Here is an 18,401-nt window from a genome sequence, read left to right as displayed (position 1 = left end):
CTGGCTTTGGGAATTAATTTCCTACTTTTAGGATATATAAATGATAAATTTTATTTTGTGGTAATTGCCCTTCTTGCAAATAATATTTTAGAAACTAAAAGAAAGCTTGATAGAAGAAATTAATATAAAAAATGGACTTTTACCATATACAATTAAGTTTTGGGTAAAAATCCTCTATGTAAATAGTCTCAATTAAGAGACTATACAAAAACAATTTCTCATAGTGTTAACGATAATTGTCTTGCTCTTTCATTGTACTCAATATTAATACAAAAAGCAAAGGCTTTTTGATTTTCCTTGAATCTTTGATATTAGTGTATTATACTTATAATGGAAGAATTTCATATTTTATAATAAGGAGATTTTATGAAAAAAAGTAATGGTAAAAAATGGATAGCAATAGCAATAGCTATTTTGTTATTCGTAGCTTCTAGTCTTGTTAAAACTAAAAGTAATGAAGTAACAGAAAAAGAAAGTGAAAAGATAGCCCAAAAATATTTAGGATCTTTTAATCCATTTTCATCAACTGCTAACAAAAATATAATAGAGGGCTCTGATACATCCAAAAAAATTGCAGTAATAACTTATAAGGGTGCTATTGGAGATGGTCCAGTATATGATGCTGTTATGGAGCGATTAAAAGAAGTAAAGGAAGATGATACTGTAAGGGGGGTCATCTTAAAGGTTAACTCTCCAGGAGGAGCAGTTTATAACTCAGAGCAAGTTGCAAATAAGATAAAGGAAATCCAAAAAGATAAGAAGATACCAGTTTTCACAGTTATGGAAACAATGGCTGCAAGTGGAGGTTATTATATTTCAGCTCCAACTGACAGAATATACGCATCTAATGAAACTCTTACAGGCTCTATTGGTGTAATTATGTCATCTATGTCTTTTCAAGGACTTTTTGAAAAGTATGGTATTAAGCAACAAAATATTACTACTGGTAAGATGAAAGATGCTGGAAGTTCTGGAAAAGATATGACTGATGAGCAAAAGAAATATTTCCAAGATCTTATTAATTCTTCTTTTGATAGATTTATTAAGCTAGTATCTCAAGGCAGGTCTATGAAAGAGGATGATGTAAGAAAGCTTGCTGATGGAAGGGTTTATGATGGAGCACAAGCCTTAGAAAATGGACTAGTTGATAAGATTGGTAATTTTGATACAGCCTTAGCTGATATGAAGAAAGAATATAAGCTTGATAATCCACAAGTCTATGAATATTCTGATGAGATGGCTCCATTTTCTAAACTCTTATCAAAGGGACAAGCACTAATAGGAAAAGATTCCAAGTCTGATCTTGCAATTTTAAAGGACCTTATGGATAAAGATTCCCCTGTACCTATGTATTATTATGGAAAGTAGGCTTTTATGGAAAATGTAGAAAAAACTCAAAAGACCATTTCTATACCTAAATTTGCCTATGCAGGCTTTTTTATAAGACTTGTTGCCTTCACTATCGACTCAATTATAACAAGCTCTATAGCAAGTATTATCATTACTATTTTTTCTGTAAGTAGTGAGTATACCCTTATGGGTCTTGAGGTAAGATTACTTATGACAACAGTAATTAGTCTTTTTTACTTTTTTATCCTAACTTACCTTAATAATGGCCAAACCTTGGGTAAAATGGTTGTAGGGATAAGGGTTATATCACTTTATGATGAAAAGTTAAGCTTTTTTGATTGCCTTATTAGGGAGGTTTTTGTAAGGTATATCCAAAATTTCCTTAAGATTTTATATCTTATAATAGGATTTAACCAAAATAAGCAATCTCTAGCTGATATAATGGCTGATACTGTTGTTATCAAGGATGATGTGGTAGATTATTTATTTGAATATTAAGATAAGTTAAGTTTTTTGATTTAATATAATAAAATAAGTAAGCGTAAAAAGCGACTAAGAAATAAAGAATTAGGCCTTATCTTTCAATGTATATGGAAAGAGGGTCTTATTTTTTTGCTCAAATTTAAAAATTTCTAATAATAATATAATTATGTTTCACCCTTTTTTTAAGACACTTCTTGTGGTATGATTTATTAGTATGAAAATGAAAACCACAATATATAGTGGAATTAACATAAAAATAACAATATTTAGGGGTAGATATGGAAGTTAAAAAAAGAGATGGTACACTTGTAGAATTTGAAGAGGAGAAAATCCAAAGGGCGATTTTTAAGTCTTTTAGGTCTGTGGGTACTAGCATAAGTGATGAAAAGTTAAAGAAGATTTCTTCAAATATTAGAAAAATTGTTAAAGATAAGTATCCAACAGATCATATAGTGACAGTTGAAGAAATTCAAGATTTGGTTGAGCTTGAACTTATTGAAAATAACTTCTATAAGGAAGTTAAGTCCTATATTCTTTATAGAGCCAAGCATACCATGGATAGGAAAGTTATTTCTGACTTTGAAAAATATATAGATGATGATTATACTTTAAAAATAATAAAAAGTATTAATAAAGAATTTGATAATCAAAGATACCCAATTGACTCTTTATTTATGAAGTTTGAGTCCTTTACTAAAGCTAATATGACCAAGGAAAGTCTTTTAAATGCCCTAATTAAGGCTGCAAGTGAGCTTACAAGTAAGGAAAGTCCAGATTGGGAGTTTATAGCAGCCCGCTTTATGATTCACCTTTTAGATGAAAAGATTAAATTATCTGAAGAAAAGTATGGCATTGTTGATTTCAGATCTAAAATCCAATTCCTAACAGCAGAAGGTCTTTATGGTAAATATATAATAGAAAATTATACTAATAAGGAGCTTGAGGAGTTAGGAGAGTATTTGAATTATGAAAGAAATAAACTCTTTACTTATTCAGGTCTTGACTTGGTTTTAAAAAGATATCTGATTAAGACTTATGATGATGAGCATATAGAAAATGTTCAAGAGATGTTTATGGGGATTTCTATGCACTTAGCTATCGGAGAAAAAAACAAGGTTCATTTTGCTAAAAAGCTTTATGATATCCTATCAAGCTTAAAAGCAACTATGGCAACTCCAACTATGACTAATGCTAGGAAGCCTTTTAACCAACTTTCATCCTGCTTTATAGATACAGTTCCAGATACTTTAAAAGGTATATACCGCTCTATAACAAATTTTGCCCAAGTTTCTAAACACGGTGGTGGTATGGGACTTTACTTTGGTAAGGTGAGGGCCCAAGGTTCTGATATTAGAGGTATTAAAAATGTTGCAGGTGGAGTTATAAGGTGGATAAAGCTTGCCAATGATACTGCAGTAGCCGTTGATCAATTAGGTGTAAGGCAAGGGGCTGTGGCTTGCTATTTAGATATATGGCACAAGGATGTACCTGAATTTCTAAATCTTAGGACAAATAACGGGGATGATAGAATGAAAGCCCATGATATTTTTCCAGCAGTTTGTGTACCAGATTTATTCTGGAAAGAGTGCAGGGATAATATAGATGGGGACTGGTATATGTTTGATCCTCATGAAGTTTTAACAAAGTATGGAAGATCTATAGAAGATAGCTATGGAGATGACTTTGAGCAATTTTATAAAATCTTAGTAGAAGATAAGGATATTTCTAAAAGAGTTATATCTATAAAGGATATGATAAGATTATTAATCAAGTCATGGACTGAAACAGGAACCCCCTTTGTCTTTAATAGGGATGCAGTAAATAAGGCTAATCCAAATAAGCATCAAGGTATGATTTATTCATCAAACTTATGTACAGAGATTGCCCAAAATATGAGTCCATCCGAGACTGTTTCTGAAGAAATTATTACAGAAGAAGGAGAAATTGTAATTGTTAATAAAACAAAGCCTGGAGACTTTGTTGAGTGTAACCTTGCAAGTTTAACTTTAGGAAATATTGATGTAAATAATAAGCTTGAGCTTGAAGAAGTTGTTTCAACTATAGTTAGGGCTTTAGATAATGTTATTGACCTTAATTATTACCCAACCCCATATGCCAAAGTTACTAACAAAAAATATAGGGCTATTGGTCTTGGCACAAGTGGCTACCATCATATGCTAGTCAAAAATGATATTAAATGGTCTGAGGAAGAAGCCCACCTTGATTTTGTAGATAGGGTTTATGAGGATATTAATTATTTTGCTATAAAGGCAAGTAATGAGATAGCTAAGGAAAAAGGACCATACAAGGTTTTTAAAGGTTCTGATTGGGATAATGGAGATTATTTTACATCAAGAGGATATGATTCTGATAGATGGATAAAGCTTAAAAAAGAAGTTCATGAAACAGGTTTAAGAAATGGCTATCTATTAGCCATAGCTCCAACTGGTTCAACCTCTATTATTTCAGGTACTTCACCAGGAGTTGATCCAATTATGAACAAGTATTTCTTAGAAGAAAAAAAAGGCGCTATAGTGCCTAGGGTTGCTCCGGGACTAAACACCAAGACTTTTTGGCTTTATGAAAATGCCTACAACATAGACCAAAATATATCTATGAAGGCTTGTGGAATAAGGCAAAGACATATTGACCAAGGTCAATCTGTAAATATTTATATAACTACAGACTATACTATGAGACAAATCTTAAATATTTATCTAACAGCCTATGAGGCTGGTGTTAAGTCTTTATATTATGTAAGGGGTAAGTCTCTTGAGGTTGAAGATTGTGAGTCCTGTGCATCATAAATATATTTTAGAAAAATATAGAAAAACATATTTTGGTATAAGAATAATAAGATTTTAAAATTAATTCTTTGCTTTTAGGGTGGAGTAAGGGGACTATTCTTCCTCGTTTCTCCTTCCCTAAGAGTCCACATTTTTACCTATTAGAAACGACTTTTGCACAAGAAAGCTTTAGTAAGAAATTTTGTTTCTTTCATTTTTGTAAAATTGCAAATTTAATATAGTTACAAGCTTTAATTTGTTTTTATAATATTGGGGTAAAAGGTATATGAGAGTTTAGGAATTTAGGAGGATATTATGGAAGATAAGTATAATGAAGAGGTGTCTAAAAGAGGGATTTTCAATGAAGATGGTGATATTGAACTTTCTAAAAGAAGGATTATAAATGGTAATACTACCAATTTAAATGATTTTAATAATGTTAAGTATACTTGGACTAGTGATTGGTATAGGCAAGCTATGAATAATTTCTGGATTCCAGAAGAGATTAATTTAAATCAAGATATTAAGGATTATAGGAATTTGACTAAGAATGAAAAGAAGGCTTATGATAGGATTTTGTCTTTTTTAACCTATCTTGACTCTATCCAAACAGCTAATTTGCCTAATTTACAAACCTATATTACTGCAAATGAGATTAATCTTTGCCTTGCCATCCAAACCTATCAAGAGGCTATCCATTCTCAATCTTATTCTTATATACTTGATTCTATTTGCTCACCTGAGGAGAGAACTAGAATTTTGTATCTATGGAAAGAAGATGAGCATCTTCTAAAGAGAAATACATTTATAGGTGATCAATATAATGAGTTTATCAAAGATGACAGTGAATTTAATCTTATGAGGGTTTTAATTGCAAATTATATTCTTGAGGGGATATATTTTTATTCAGGATTTTCTTTCTTTTATAATCTAGGTCGTAACGGAAAGATGCCAGGTACTGTGCAAGAGATAAGATACATAAATAGGGATGAGAATACTCATCTTTGGCTATTTAGGTCTATGATTAATGACTTAAAATTAGAAAGACCTGACTTATTTACAGAAGAGCTTAAGAATTTTTATAGAGATTTATTAAAAGAAGGGGTTGAGCAAGAAATAGCATGGGGTAATTATGCTATAGGAAATGATATAGCAGGACTTAATTCTACCATGATTGAGGATTATATCAAATATTTAGGAAATTTAAGGGCCAAGGGACTTGGTCTTGATAGATTATATGAAGGATATGATGAGGAGCCTCAATCTATGAAATGGGTAAGTGAATATTCTGATCCAAACCAAGTTAAGACAGACTTTTTTGAAGGAAAGGTATCAGCATATTCTAAGTCATCAGTAATTGAAGATGATCTATAAAATATAATACCTAAATAAAAAATATGTAAGTTTTTAAGATAGTCTAAAATTTTGTATAGATAAACCTCCTGATTGTGGTAGAGAAAAGCCAATCAGGAGGAATATTTATGTCAAAAAATATTCGATTCATATATTTGATTTACAAAATAAGTGGACTAAGACTTCATATATTCAAAATATCCAATAGCTATAAGAAAGCTAATATATATTACAAATATAAGGGAATTCTTATAGACAAGTAAGAAAAATACTTAAAAACAAAACTAGATTTCACTTTACAAAAGATTATTATTTGGCAGAAAGACTAAATTCAGCTATCTTATCATAAACTCCATCTGTTTCTTTTCCAGATTCTACATTTCTTTTTGAAGATGTTAGGGTGAAATTTATAAGTCTACCATCCTTTAATTCATCTAACTTTAGGTCAGAGAAGGAACTATTATATAAGAAGGTTACTTTACCATCTTCACTTGTTCTTTGATCTAATTGAACCTTATGACCATTTTCATCAGTACCAATTAGCTCATATGAATAAGCTGGATCAAGATTATCAACCACAGCAGTCATTGTTATTGGATTTATCTTCATAAGATTTATAGAGGCTCCATTTTCAAGCTTATAATCTTCTGCAAATATTTTATTATCTTCATTAACAATATTTGAACTTGCTTTTATTGAGACAACTTCACTTGAAGTTCCACTTGATATATAAATATCTATATCGGCATTATCAAGTTTAGGAAAATCCTTATCAAAAGTTATCATAGATTGATTTACAATAGATTCTCCATCATCAGCCATTCTAGCTGAACCACTAGAACCCCAAGATTTAAAGCTTTCTCCATTGACCTTAATCTTATATATATAGATATCATTATCTATTTCTTCAATAGCTTTACCATTTGAAGAAGATAGGATATTTGCAAAAACTCTATTATCTTCAATAACAAAGTTTTCTAAAATTAATTCATTACCACCAAGCTTAATTGGCTTATGAAGCTCTGTAACATACTTATAAGAATCTGGACTTGCTCCGATTGTTTCCATCATTGTAACCTTAATATCAGTAGCAAATTTAGAAGCTTCAGTTCTTACAGGTTTGATTGAAAGACTAGCTACAAGTATTAAAGCAGCTGCAAGAGCTACAAATTTTTTCCTTGATGAGTTTTTCTTATATTTTGAAGCGATTTTTAACATATTTTCATATTCTATTTGGTCAAGGTCCATTTTGCTTTCATCAAATTTTATATCATTAATCTTATCATAAATATTATTCATAATCTCCTCCTATTTTTTTTCTTAATAGTTTCTTTTTTCGTGAGATTTTGTTATAAAGCTTATCCTTGGATATATCATAAATATTTGATATATCGTCATAGCTGTATCCTTCTATAAATAACTTCCTAAAAATTTCCCTATCATCCTCATCGAGCATAGCAAGTATTTTATCTGATTCATCAAAATTAAGTTCTTCATCAGACTCGAGAACATTTGCAAGAGTATCTATATTTATAGACTTATGTTTAAGTTCTTTTCTTAGAGCATCTATTGCCTTATATTTTCCAATACCTGCACACCAGTTTTTAAAAGATGATCTAGACGGGTCAAACGAGTCGATATTATCCCAAATGGCTAGGAGGGAATCATTTAAAACTTCCATTCTCAGCTCTTGATTGAGAGAAAGGCTCTTATAGATACTTGCTTTAAGAATAGGTCCATAAATTTTAATAAATTCCTTAAGTGAGGCTTCATTTTTCTTTTTAATTCCTCTTATGATTTTTTCTTCATTCATATATCCTCCTTCACCTATATATTCGTAAGGAATTTAACTTTTCTATCATTATAGTATATTAAAAAATTGTTCACTCTGATATTTTGACAAATTATATTCTATATTATATTACTTACATATTAAAAATAAAGACAATTAAATATTAATAGATGTTAAGGATAGGAAGAAAAGACAAAAAAGTATTATAGATTATAGTTTAAAGGATTGAGAAAATAAGGGAAGAAAGTTTCAAAGTTAATTTAAAAATATGTATTATAAGAGAAGATAGTGTGTAAATACTAAAATAAGAAAGTATAGGGGTAGTTAAATAAAATTACAGCTTTGATAATATATTAAAGGATTATATATAATCAATTTGAATTAAAAGATAAAAAGTATTTTGAAGATAAATTTTCAGTTTATTTATCGAAATCAAGGCATAATACAAACACAAAAAGCATTCTACCTTTAATGATATTAACTTTCCTAAATCATTGGATATTATTTATAATATAAGAATAGAAAAAGCTATTTTAGATAAAATTTAAATTATTTAGGAAAGGTCTAAATTGTAGGTAATTATTTTTATAACTTAAAAATTACTGTAATTAATGATTAAAATGTACATTCTTATTTAGCTAAAAATGTACATTTTAATCACTAGTAATAGTGATGAATTATCGGCTATAAGTATACTATCTATAATAGTAACTTAATAAAGGTTGGATAAGCTTATTATTGTTTTTTATTTTTACTATTTGACAAATACAGCTTTTAAATTCTAATCTATATTAGAATAAAAACTTTTTTCAATAAAATATATTCATATTAGCTGATGATATTTATTAAATCATATACACTATTATAAATAAAATCAGGTTTAAATTCAGATTTATCAACCATACTTATAGTGCTTTCTCCAGATAATACTAATATAGATATAGCACCAGAATTTTTTGTAGCCAAAATATCTGTATATAAACGATCACCGATTGAGCAAATCTTATCGACATTAATATTTAATTTATTAGACAAAAGTTTAATCATAAAAGGATTTGGCTTGCCAATTATAATATCAGGCTGCCTACTTGTAGATTTTTCTAATAAAGAACAAATGCTACCACAATCAGGTGCTAGCTCACCATGAGGTAGAGGACATACTAAATCTGGGTGTGTGGCTATATAAGGTACTCCTTTTCTTATAAAATGTGTGGCTTTAAGAAGCTTAGCATACGTAAGCTCATTATCATAGCCAACAACAACTACATCAGCATCCTCATTGTTTATTTCTATGCCGTAAGAATTCAATTCTATTTTTAATGCTTCAGTTCCAACAAGATATACCTTTTTTTTAGGATATCTTTTTATAAGATACATACCTGTTGCCATTCCTGATGTAAATACATTCTCTTTTTCACAAGAAAACCCCATAGATTTAAGAATCTTAACATAATCTGATGATGCCCTTGAAGAGTTATTTGTTAAATAAACAAATTTCTTACCTAAATTTTTTAAGTGTTCGACAAAATCTATAGCGCCATAAATAAGCTCATCACCAATATAAATAGTTCCATCTAAATCTAAAATGAAAAGTTCACACTCTTGCAAATTTTTAAATGTCTTTTTATTTATGCTCTCTCTTTTCATATCTTAATTAACTTTTACCTTTTTTATAATTACTTTCTAATTTGTATGCACAAAATATGCCGACAGTTGCAGCTAAAATAATGTATAGACTTACATAAACAGTGTTTCCATTTCCTAATCTAATTAAATATTGACTAATAGTAGGTGCCAAACCTGCAACTAAAAAACTAGGCACATGATAAACAAAAGATATACCTGAATATCTTAATTCTGTAGGAAAATATGAAGACCATAAAGAACCCAAAACGGCCCAAATTAATTGGTAAATAATACTCCATGCAACTACAATTGCAAATAGTATCCATATAAGATTTCCACCACTATTTTCCACCAATTTTAAGCAAGGGATAGATGCTATAATCACAAGAAGGCAACCCAAACTGTATGTCTTTGTATTTCCAATCTTAGAATTTACATGTCCTCCCAACATGGTAAATGGAATACTGAATGCACAAGCTAATACTGGTATCCAAAGAGTATGTCCTGTAGACATATTGAGATATTCTTCACAATAACTTAAAATCCATACTATACAAACATTATACCAAGTGCCATCTATCCAACGAGTACCACAACCTAAAAGTAAAGTTCTCCAATAATTCCTAAGCATGTAACCAAGGCCAATTTGTTTTTCCTTGTCTTCTTCTTCCTTACTTTCAAGTTTTGCTTGAGCTTTCTTAAAGTCATCTGTTTCCATCATATGACCCTTTAGTAGTACAACGATAATACTCAATACAATAGCTAATAAGAATGCGAAACGCCATCCATATGCTAGATAACTTGCTGAGTCCATTAAATAATAAGGAATTAGCAAGAATATTGAAGCCAAGAGAAGACCTATAGGCATACCTATTTGAGGAAGAGCAGAAACAAGGTTTCTCTTATTCTCAGGCACATTTTCATAAGCCATAAGTATACTTCCACCCCAAGTTCCTCCACGTGCAAAACATACCAGCATCCTCATTCCAGCCAATACTAATCCTACCCAGCCTCCAATCTTTTGTGCTGGAGGTAGAATTCCTATTACAGATGTGGCAATTCCCATCATTAATAAGGATGTATACATTGTAAATTTACGTCCTTTTTTATCACCTATATGTCCAAAAAATATTGCACCAAAAGGACCAGCTATATAACCTATTCCGAATGATAGGAAAGAAAATATTTTAGCCATTGATGGACTAAAATTTGAGAAAAATACCTTATCGAAAACCAAAGCAGCACCAGTAGCATAAATCAAGAAACAATACCATTGTACAGAACTTTCATATAAAGTTATACCTGCTGACTTACGAAATCGTTTCATCAATTCTTCTTCTGTTTTTTTACTTTCTTCTTTATCAATACTATTCATAACACTTCCTTAAATTTATTAATATTTATATTCTTTAGTAAATTAATGTTCACCTTCATAATATTTAAATGGAAAAGGACCAGAATAATCAGCACCAGCTGGTATAGTTGATACATAACTATTTATTTGATTTCCATTAACTAATTCATGTATTAAATAGCCTGGATTTCCTAAATAAAAGCGATCTCCTCCACCTTTGAAGTTATCTTCTTTTTCTTCTTTGCTTACATCTTTACCATCTTTATCACGAAAATCAACTTCCATTTGCATAGCTATAGAAGGAGCGACAACACAAGGTATACCTTCCCATACTGTTGACATAGATACATGTAAATGTCCAAGACATAATTTACATTTTTTAAATCTCTTTAATAATTTAGCGAATTTATCACTATTTATAAAACCTTCGTCCATTGCTGTCATACCAGTATCAAACGGAGGATGGTGAGTGAATACTAATGTTGGTTTTCCTTCATCCTCATTGGCTCGAGTCTCTAGCCACTTTTCGACCTCTTTTGATAAACCACCAAAATGAGTTTCAGGAATAGAGGTATCTACTACAATTATTCTAACTGGATAATCTTCAAGAGAGTAACAAATATAAGGTTTGATATCCTCTTTAACAGGGGCTTCATTTCTAAATATGTCTAAAAAGAAATCTCTTTTATCATGATTGCCAGGAAGTATGTAAGAAGGTCTTGGTAAAGCGTCCAATGCTTTTTTCACATACTCATAACCATCTCTTTTTCCACCTTCCGATAAATCCCCAGACACCACAAAAAATTCAGGAAGTTTAAAATCTTCTAATTTTTGAAAATACTCAACTGTTTTAGTCAAAAGCTTAATAGTATCAGCTTTTTGGAATGATAGTTTTCCATCACCCCTTACATGTGTATCAGAAATTTGAAAAATACGCATTATTTTTTCTCCTTAAATTTTATAATTTTTAAATGAATTTAAATTAATTACTTAGCTTATTATTATTATCAACAAAATATGCAATGATTGACCCTCAATTTATAAATTACACCTCCTTTGCATTGGGATCGTTTTTTTATTGACCATTAAATATTTTCTGCCTTTTAATTTTAAAAGGTCATAAAAACACAAAGCGAGCAGGTTATTAACTCTACTCGCTTCTCCACAATAATTTATTTTTCTTATACTATATTATACATAAGATAAAACTAAAGTCAAATAATTTCATAAATAATTTCATATTTTTATAAAAAAGTTATGCTTTATAATATCAGACTTTTTTTGTAAATTTTCTCATTGTTTATTTATTAAATCTAAAATATAGAATTTTCTGCAATTAAACATTTCTTATTTTATTTTTCAAATAAGTCTTCCACTCATGATATAGCTAAGAAATTATCTTTTGTTCTCATTTTTTAGGAGTATTAGGAATTTTAAAAGTTTTCTATCACTTTAATCCTTAAATTCCATAATTTAAAATTCTTTTACCATTTTTATTTTGAATTTTATAATATATTTGCAATTAAAAACTGACCCAAAAGTTGTTTTTAGTCCAACTTTTGGGTCAGTTTTTAATTCACATTTTATTAAGTCTTAAATTAGTTACTTCGTAAAGTTTCTATGGCAGAAAGCTTTGTTGCCTTTATGGCTGGTAGGTAGCCTGCAAGGATTCCTACCAAAGATGAGAAGGAAACTCCCAGAATAGCAAGCCAAATCGGAATTAGAAGTTTAAAATTTTCACCTGATGGATCAGCCATATTTCCTATAAAATGGTTTATAATAAGGGTTATTAAAAGAGATGTTAAAAGACCCAAAAGTCCACCAAAAAAACCTATAAATCCCGCTTCTATCAAAAACATAGACTTTATGTCAGAGACACTTGCTCCAATTACTTTCATTACTCCAATTTCCTTTTGCCTTTCATAGATTGACATAAGCATGGTATTGATTATTCCTATTGCTGATACAAAAAAGGCAATTGAACCAATACCACCAAGGATAAGCATGATATTTTTGCTCGCCTTATTTATATCTTCTATCATCTGTATAGATGATGATGTTTCATAACCCATAGATTTAACTTCATCCTCTACACTACTTACATTCTCATACTTATCACAAACTAAGCTTACTGATGTAAAGAGTTCTTTATTATTTCTTTGGCCATTATCTGAATCAAGACTTTTTAATTCAAGTTTTTGATCTTCTTTTTCAAGTGACTTGAAAGTTTTTTCATTTATATAGACAGTGTTTTTATCTAGGAAAGATTTATCATTTAGTATTCCAACAAGCTTTATATCAACATCTATATTTTGAGGCTTTGATCCATTGTTTATGGAAGGTGATGGCAAAGCTTCACCCCTATATCCTAAAGTAAGCTTATATTTTTGACTTAAAGGCTCAAGCTTATCTACAGGAACTTTTTGGTAGTATTGTCCCATTTTTTTAAATTTTGATATTTTTACATCACTTCCTATAAGCATGGATAAATCATCGGATGAGTTTAAGGCTCTTCCCTGTTCTATCATATCTGGTTTTATTTTCTTAAATATATCATCAGGTATAAGCTTAATGCCTGAGTTTGCTTGTAATATAGCTTTATTATCACTTTTAAGTTTTATATCAAAGTAGAAGTCCTTGTAAGGGATTACATATTTTACATGATTTATTTTTTTTAGTTTAGAGAAAGTTGATTTATTGATTTTATTTCCCATGCCAGAGCTAGTTACTTCAATATTTTCTATGCCACCAAAAGACTCAATCATATCTTTTTGTTCTTTGTCCATGGCAATAGCAAGTGTTAGGAGCATTATTATAGAAACTGTTCCTATAAGAACAGAAAGAATTGTAAGAATAGTCCTTGATTTTCTTCTTAGTAGATTTCTAAATGAAAGGGACAATCTATCACTAATCTTCATCTATATTAAGCTCCTTTTCCCTCTTCTTTTTTCTTTTTCTTCTTATAAAAAATACTATTAAGAAAATTAAAACTAGGAAAGTTCCCCAAGCTATAGGTGATTTATAAATTGGTCTTTCTTCACTTACAGGAATTTGTTCTCCATTCTTATCAATTGGGTTTCCTTGGCTATCTAAAGGAGTATTTTCACTAATTTCTTTGGAGAATTCCTTCTCTTCTGTATGGGTCTGTCCTGTTGAGTCTTCATAGCTTATTACAACTTTTCCTTTGAGAATTTTTCCCTCATTAGCAGTTACATTAAAAGAGTAGGTGTCACTTGCTCCTTGGGCAAAATTTCCTATAAAGTGGCTTTTTTCATCTACTGAGAAACCATCACCTTCAACCTTACACATAAGATTTGTTAAATTGTCTTTTCCAGTATTGTAAATATTTAGGGAAATATTTGATGGTTCACCTTGAAAAATATCATCCATGCTTATATCAGATGTTGATATAGATGCGGTTTGAACTACAGGAATACCAATAGTTTCAGTGCTTTGATATTGGTTACCCAAATAGTCCTCATATTCAAAGTTTACATTCATAAGATAGTTTCCAGCCTTGGCGTTGGGAAGAACATTCATAGTTAAAGACTCTGATGTATAGTTCCAAGGATAAATTGCAGAGCGATAAAAAGTATTAGACCTTCCTACAGGAGAAAATACAGCTGCATCTGTAATAGTATTGTTTTCACCTCCACTAGGAGTACCTGTATTTTGACTATTTCCTTGATCAATATTAACCTTTAGGTTGTAGATGGTATTTTCCGCATTTGTATTGTATAGGCTAAGATTCAGGGTGAAATTTTTTCCAGCTTCTACCATTTTTGGTTTTATTTCATAGGATGAAATAATTAATTTCGGTTTGTTTTTAATAGGGTTTTGCTCTTGGGGTTGAGAGTTGTCTGTATTGCTTACTTGATTATTTATTTCCTTGTTCTCTTGCATTATTTAGTACCTCATCTATGCTTAGTTTTTCGTGAACTTTTTCTATTTGACCATCTCTCATAAAAAAAGTCCTATCTGCAAACTCTGTCATTTCCTCATCGTGGGTTACCATGATGAGGGTTTGTTTATTCTTAGTTATCATCTCTTTAATCATATCCATTATTTCAAAGCTTGTTTTAGTATCAAGGTTTCCTGTAGGTTCATCTGCAAAAATTATTTTTGGATTTGATACAAAGGCTCTTGCTATGGAAACTCTTTGTTGTTGACCGCCAGAAAGTTCATTTGGCTTATTATAAATTCTTTTAGAAAGTCCTAAATCCCTTAAAATCTTAAAGGCTTTCTCATCTCGCTCTTTTTTCCCTATTCCCATAAAAATAAGGGGAAGAGATACATTCTCTAAAGCTGTAAGATGGGGAAGAAGGTTGTAGGATTGAAAGACGAATCCTATATTTAAGTTTCTAAACTTGGTTACTTCCTCTTCATTTAAATTGTTGAGGGAAATATTTCCAAAAGAAATTTCACCGCTTGTTGGTCTTTCAAGTCCTGCAAGGCAATTTAGAAAGGTTGACTTACCAGATCCTGATGCACCCAAAAGAGCAATAAACTCTCCCCTTTCTATAGAAAGGCTGACCCCATCTAGGGCTCCTATTAGATTGTCTCCAATTTTATAATTTTTTTTAACATTTTTTATATTTATAAAAGCCATAGTCCCCTCCATTGCCTAATTTAATATAAATCTTAATTAATTATACATAAATTTTCCTAAAAATGCAATTTGTTTTAAATGGCAAAAGTATATAAAAATAATATCTTGTAAAAATCCCTTAAAAGATTTAAAAATAATTTATTTATATATAAAAGATAAGACTTAAAACAAGTCATCAATATTAAATTTATTTTCTATCATACCATTATCTAGCATGAAGTCCCTAGTTCTTTCAAATCCCTTTTTATCTTCTTCTTTTATTTCATTTGAAAAGTCATACATAGGATACATATAATCATATGCCTTATCATCAAGGTCAAGTTCTTTTTTGACAATTTCACGAGTTTTTTCAGGCTCTTCTTCCATAAAACCAAGAGTTTCATCGTGGGCTTCTTTTAGAGCATTTATAACATCTGGGTGATTATTTATAAACTTATCGCTGGAAGCTACACAGATTATAGCATCAATTAAGCCCTTACCATTTACTACTTCATTTAAGCCAGCTTCTTTTGCCTTGTAAGCTGCAACTCCACCTAAAAGTGCTACATCCAAGTTGCCAGATTCAAGGGCGGAGCCTGCATCAGGAATAGACATATTAGAAAACTCTACATCCTTATCAGTCATACCATTAAGCCAAAGGTAGGATAAAAGAAGTTGATGAAGGTTGGTTCCAACAGGGCCTCCGATTTTTTTGCCCCTTAAATCATCTTGGTTTTTGATAGAATTATCCTTAGAAAATATAGAGAAGGCTTCAGGAGCTCTTGAATACATATTTATGACTTTTAAATCTTGACCATTTGACTTGGCAAGAACAGCAGATGATCCCCCTAGACCAAAAAGTATGTCTACATCTCCACTTGCTAAGGCTTGGGTTTGGTCTGCACCGCTCGTTATCTCCTTGTAGTTAATTTTAACTCCTGGAAGGTGTTTTTGGAAAAAAGCCTTGTTTTTTTCTACAATTGATGGGACATTGAGTGGTGCAGTTACATAGCTGATATTTAGCTCATCAATGGAAAATTCATTTTTTGTTTCACGTGAAACATCATTTGATGTGGTATTGTCATTAGTGTTTTGCTTTGAACAAGCTGAAACACTTAGTATAAGTACAAAAATAGATAATATTTTTAATATTTTATTTTTCATTTTCTCCTCCTATTATCTTTTTAAAATATGATTTTAGCCCTTCATAGTTCCAGCTTTTTTCAGCTAAGTTAAGTTTTAAAACAATCTTTCCCTTTTTCATAATAAAAATTATCTCACCTAAGTTAAGGGCTTCATTTAAATCGTGACTTACAAATAAAAAACCAGTATTTGCCTTTTTTATATAAGAAAGAAGCTCAATTTCAAGTTCTTCCTTTTTTATCTGGTCAAGGGAGGCAAAAGGTTCATCCATCAAAAGAAAATCATTTGGATAGACAAAGGCTCTTGCAAGGTTTACCCTTGCCTTCATTCCTCCCGAAAGTTCACTTGGATAGGCATTTTTAAAATCGTCAAGTCCCATTATAGATATCCAGCTATCAATCTTCTCATATAAAGGTTTATCTTTCATAGAAAAGGCTATATTTTCTCTTACATTAAGCCAAGGTAAGAGTCTTGGATTCTGGAAAACAAAAGATGTTTTAAGAGTATCCTTTAAAATTTTCCCTTTATCTATGGGAATAAGTCCCCCTATAGCTTTAAGTAGAGTAGACTTTCCACAAGCAGATTGACCTATAAGGACATTTCTTTTACATATATCTATGTCAAGTGTAATACCATCAAGGGCTCTTATTATCTTTTTATCTAGATAATAGTTTTTTCTGACATCTTTAAGTTTCATTTCTTAAATCCCCTTTCAATACTATTTTTGAAAGCTTAGCCAATAAATAGTCTGTAAAAAGTCCTAAAAATCCTATTACAATTAGGGATACTAAGACTTTATCTGTTCTTGACATCTGCCTAGAAAAGTTTAAAAGATAGCCAAGACCTGAACTTGCTGCTATCATTTCTGCTGCGATAATTGACCTGTAGGCATATCCTAAAGAGATTCTAATCCCTGTATAGATATCAGGAAGGCTTTGTGGAAGAATTACCTTCTTAAATATATCCATTTTATTATAAGAAAAGCTTAAAGCCATCTCTACAAGTTCTTTATCAAATCCTAAAAAACCCTTTTTCATATTTAAAAACAAGGGAAAGAAAGATGCCATAAAGACCATGGTGATTTTTGTCCCTTCTCCTATACCAAGCCAGAGTATAAGTAAGGGAACAAGCCCCAATGGTGGGATATTTTTTAAGAAATTTAAGATTCCATCGAGGTAGGAAAAGACCTTAGCATTTAGAAAATAGCCTAAAGATAAGCCTAAGGCAGTAATAAAGGCTAAGATAAAGCCAAGTCCTATCCTAAATAGGCTCATATAGATATTGACAATAAGCGAACCATCTGCAAGCATTTCTAGGAAACTTTTTAATACCATATAAGGTCCTGGAAGGTAGATTGGTGAAAAAATCTTAATCCTAAAGACAAATTCCCAAATAACTAATATTATGGTAAAAACTATTAAGTTTTTATAAATTGTATTTTTATTTTTCATAAAATCCCTCTTTTATTTTATAACAAGTGATATACTTTATCAATAAATAAGTATTAGAATTACTTTCATTTTAATCTCCAAGCCATTTTTATATTATTTATAACGATTAAACTTAGTGTGAAAAATTATGTATATTTTTTAAAATAAAGGAAGGTAAAAAAAATCATCAAAATATTAAAATTTTAATGATAAAAATATTGACTATGGAAAGTCAAAAAAGGATAATATAAGAGTAAATATACAAACTTTTTCATTTGTATATGAGTAAAAAGCTATAATATCCGACTTTGCAAATGTAAAGGAAGCAAAGCCGATTTTTTTGTTTTTATTTGTGTGAATATGCTGGAATTTATTATAAAAGAGTATATACTCATATTTATTTAATTGAATAATTCTATAAAATAAAAAGCCAAACTTAAATTTATATAAACCAAAAAAATAAAATTTTATTTTTTGCTATGCTTACGGTTTTTAT

General features: G+C 30.2%; 15 protein-coding genes. 4 read left to right on the top strand and 11 right to left on the bottom strand.

Features of this window, described 5'->3' with window-relative positions; all coding sequences use genetic code 11:
• Positions 1-366: 366 nt before the first annotated feature.
• From sppA to SOR60_RS06095, 4 genes are all read left to right on the top strand, one after another.
• Positions 367-1,368, top strand: a complete 1,002-nt coding sequence (gene sppA / locus SOR60_RS06110) for a signal peptide peptidase SppA (protein ID WP_154539811.1) — start codon at positions 367-369, stop codon at positions 1,366-1,368.
• 6 nt (positions 1,369-1,374) lie between these two features.
• A complete protein-coding gene (locus SOR60_RS06105) occupies positions 1,375-1,848 on the top strand; it encodes an RDD family protein (RefSeq protein ID WP_154539809.1) in 474 nt (157 codons plus the stop codon).
• A 263-nt stretch (positions 1,849-2,111) separates the two neighbouring features.
• On the top strand, positions 2,112-4,640 hold the full coding sequence (locus SOR60_RS06100) for a ribonucleoside-diphosphate reductase subunit alpha (protein ID WP_154539807.1): 2,529 nt from the start codon (positions 2,112-2,114) through the stop codon (positions 4,638-4,640).
• A 294-nt stretch (positions 4,641-4,934) separates the two neighbouring features.
• Positions 4,935-5,993, top strand: a complete 1,059-nt coding sequence (locus SOR60_RS06095; RefSeq protein WP_176269626.1) for a ribonucleotide-diphosphate reductase subunit beta — start codon at positions 4,935-4,937, stop codon at positions 5,991-5,993.
• A gap of 288 nt (positions 5,994-6,281) precedes the next feature.
• Here SOR60_RS06095 and SOR60_RS06090 read toward each other — a convergent pair whose 3' ends face one another.
• The 11 genes from SOR60_RS06090 to SOR60_RS06040 all read right to left on the bottom strand — a co-directional run bounded on the left by SOR60_RS06090 (position 6,282) and on the right by SOR60_RS06040 (position 17,926).
• Positions 6,282-7,271, bottom strand: coding sequence for a hypothetical protein (locus SOR60_RS06090; RefSeq protein ID WP_320595498.1), 990 nt, complete (start codon positions 7,269-7,271; stop codon positions 6,282-6,284).
• Positions 7,264-7,785, bottom strand: coding sequence for a sigma-70 family RNA polymerase sigma factor (locus tag SOR60_RS06085; protein WP_320595497.1), 522 nt, complete (start codon positions 7,783-7,785; stop codon positions 7,264-7,266). Before SOR60_RS06085 ends, SOR60_RS06090 begins: the two co-directional genes overlap by 8 nt.
• 807 nt (positions 7,786-8,592) lie before the next feature.
• Entirely contained in the window at positions 8,593-9,411 is an 819-nt protein-coding gene (locus tag SOR60_RS06080; RefSeq protein ID WP_176269625.1) for an HAD-IIA family hydrolase, read from the bottom strand.
• A 7-nt stretch (positions 9,412-9,418) separates the two neighbouring features.
• Positions 9,419-10,765, bottom strand: coding sequence for an MFS transporter (locus tag SOR60_RS06075; protein WP_216629208.1), 1,347 nt, complete (start codon positions 10,763-10,765; stop codon positions 9,419-9,421).
• A 42-nt stretch (positions 10,766-10,807) separates the two neighbouring features.
• Entirely contained in the window at positions 10,808-11,683 is an 876-nt protein-coding gene (locus SOR60_RS06070) for a metallophosphoesterase (RefSeq protein WP_320595496.1), read from the bottom strand.
• A gap of 659 nt (positions 11,684-12,342) precedes the next feature.
• Positions 12,343-13,662, bottom strand: coding sequence for an ABC transporter permease (locus tag SOR60_RS06065; protein ID WP_320595495.1), 1,320 nt, complete (start codon positions 13,660-13,662; stop codon positions 12,343-12,345).
• Positions 13,652-14,647, bottom strand: a complete 996-nt coding sequence (locus tag SOR60_RS06060) for a COG1361 S-layer family protein (RefSeq protein ID WP_154539793.1) — start codon at positions 14,645-14,647, stop codon at positions 13,652-13,654. Before SOR60_RS06060 ends, SOR60_RS06065 begins: the two co-directional genes overlap by 11 nt.
• Positions 14,622-15,353: an ABC transporter ATP-binding protein gene (locus SOR60_RS06055; protein ID WP_320595494.1), complete on the bottom strand. Its 732-nt coding sequence runs from the start codon at positions 15,351-15,353 to the stop codon at positions 14,622-14,624. Before SOR60_RS06055 ends, SOR60_RS06060 begins: the two co-directional genes overlap by 26 nt.
• Positions 15,354-15,515: 162 nt before the next feature.
• A complete protein-coding gene (locus tag SOR60_RS06050) occupies positions 15,516-16,496 on the bottom strand; it encodes an ABC transporter substrate-binding protein (protein WP_320595493.1) in 981 nt (326 codons plus the stop codon).
• Entirely contained in the window at positions 16,486-17,172 is a 687-nt protein-coding gene (locus SOR60_RS06045; RefSeq protein ID WP_320595492.1) for an ABC transporter ATP-binding protein, read from the bottom strand. The genes SOR60_RS06050 and SOR60_RS06045 overlap by 11 nt, the downstream gene beginning before the upstream one ends.
• On the bottom strand, positions 17,162-17,926 hold the full coding sequence (locus SOR60_RS06040) for an ABC transporter permease (RefSeq protein WP_320595491.1): 765 nt from the start codon (positions 17,924-17,926) through the stop codon (positions 17,162-17,164). The genes SOR60_RS06045 and SOR60_RS06040 overlap by 11 nt, the downstream gene beginning before the upstream one ends.
• Between the last annotated feature and the right edge of the window lie 475 nt (positions 17,927-18,401).

Source organism: Anaerococcus porci (assembly GCF_034090325.1).
Taxonomy (GTDB): Bacteria; Bacillota; Clostridia; order Tissierellales; family Peptoniphilaceae; genus Anaerococcus; species Anaerococcus porci.
The sequence above is the reverse complement of the archived record's forward strand: the minus strand, read 5'-3'. Positions and strand labels throughout refer to the sequence as shown.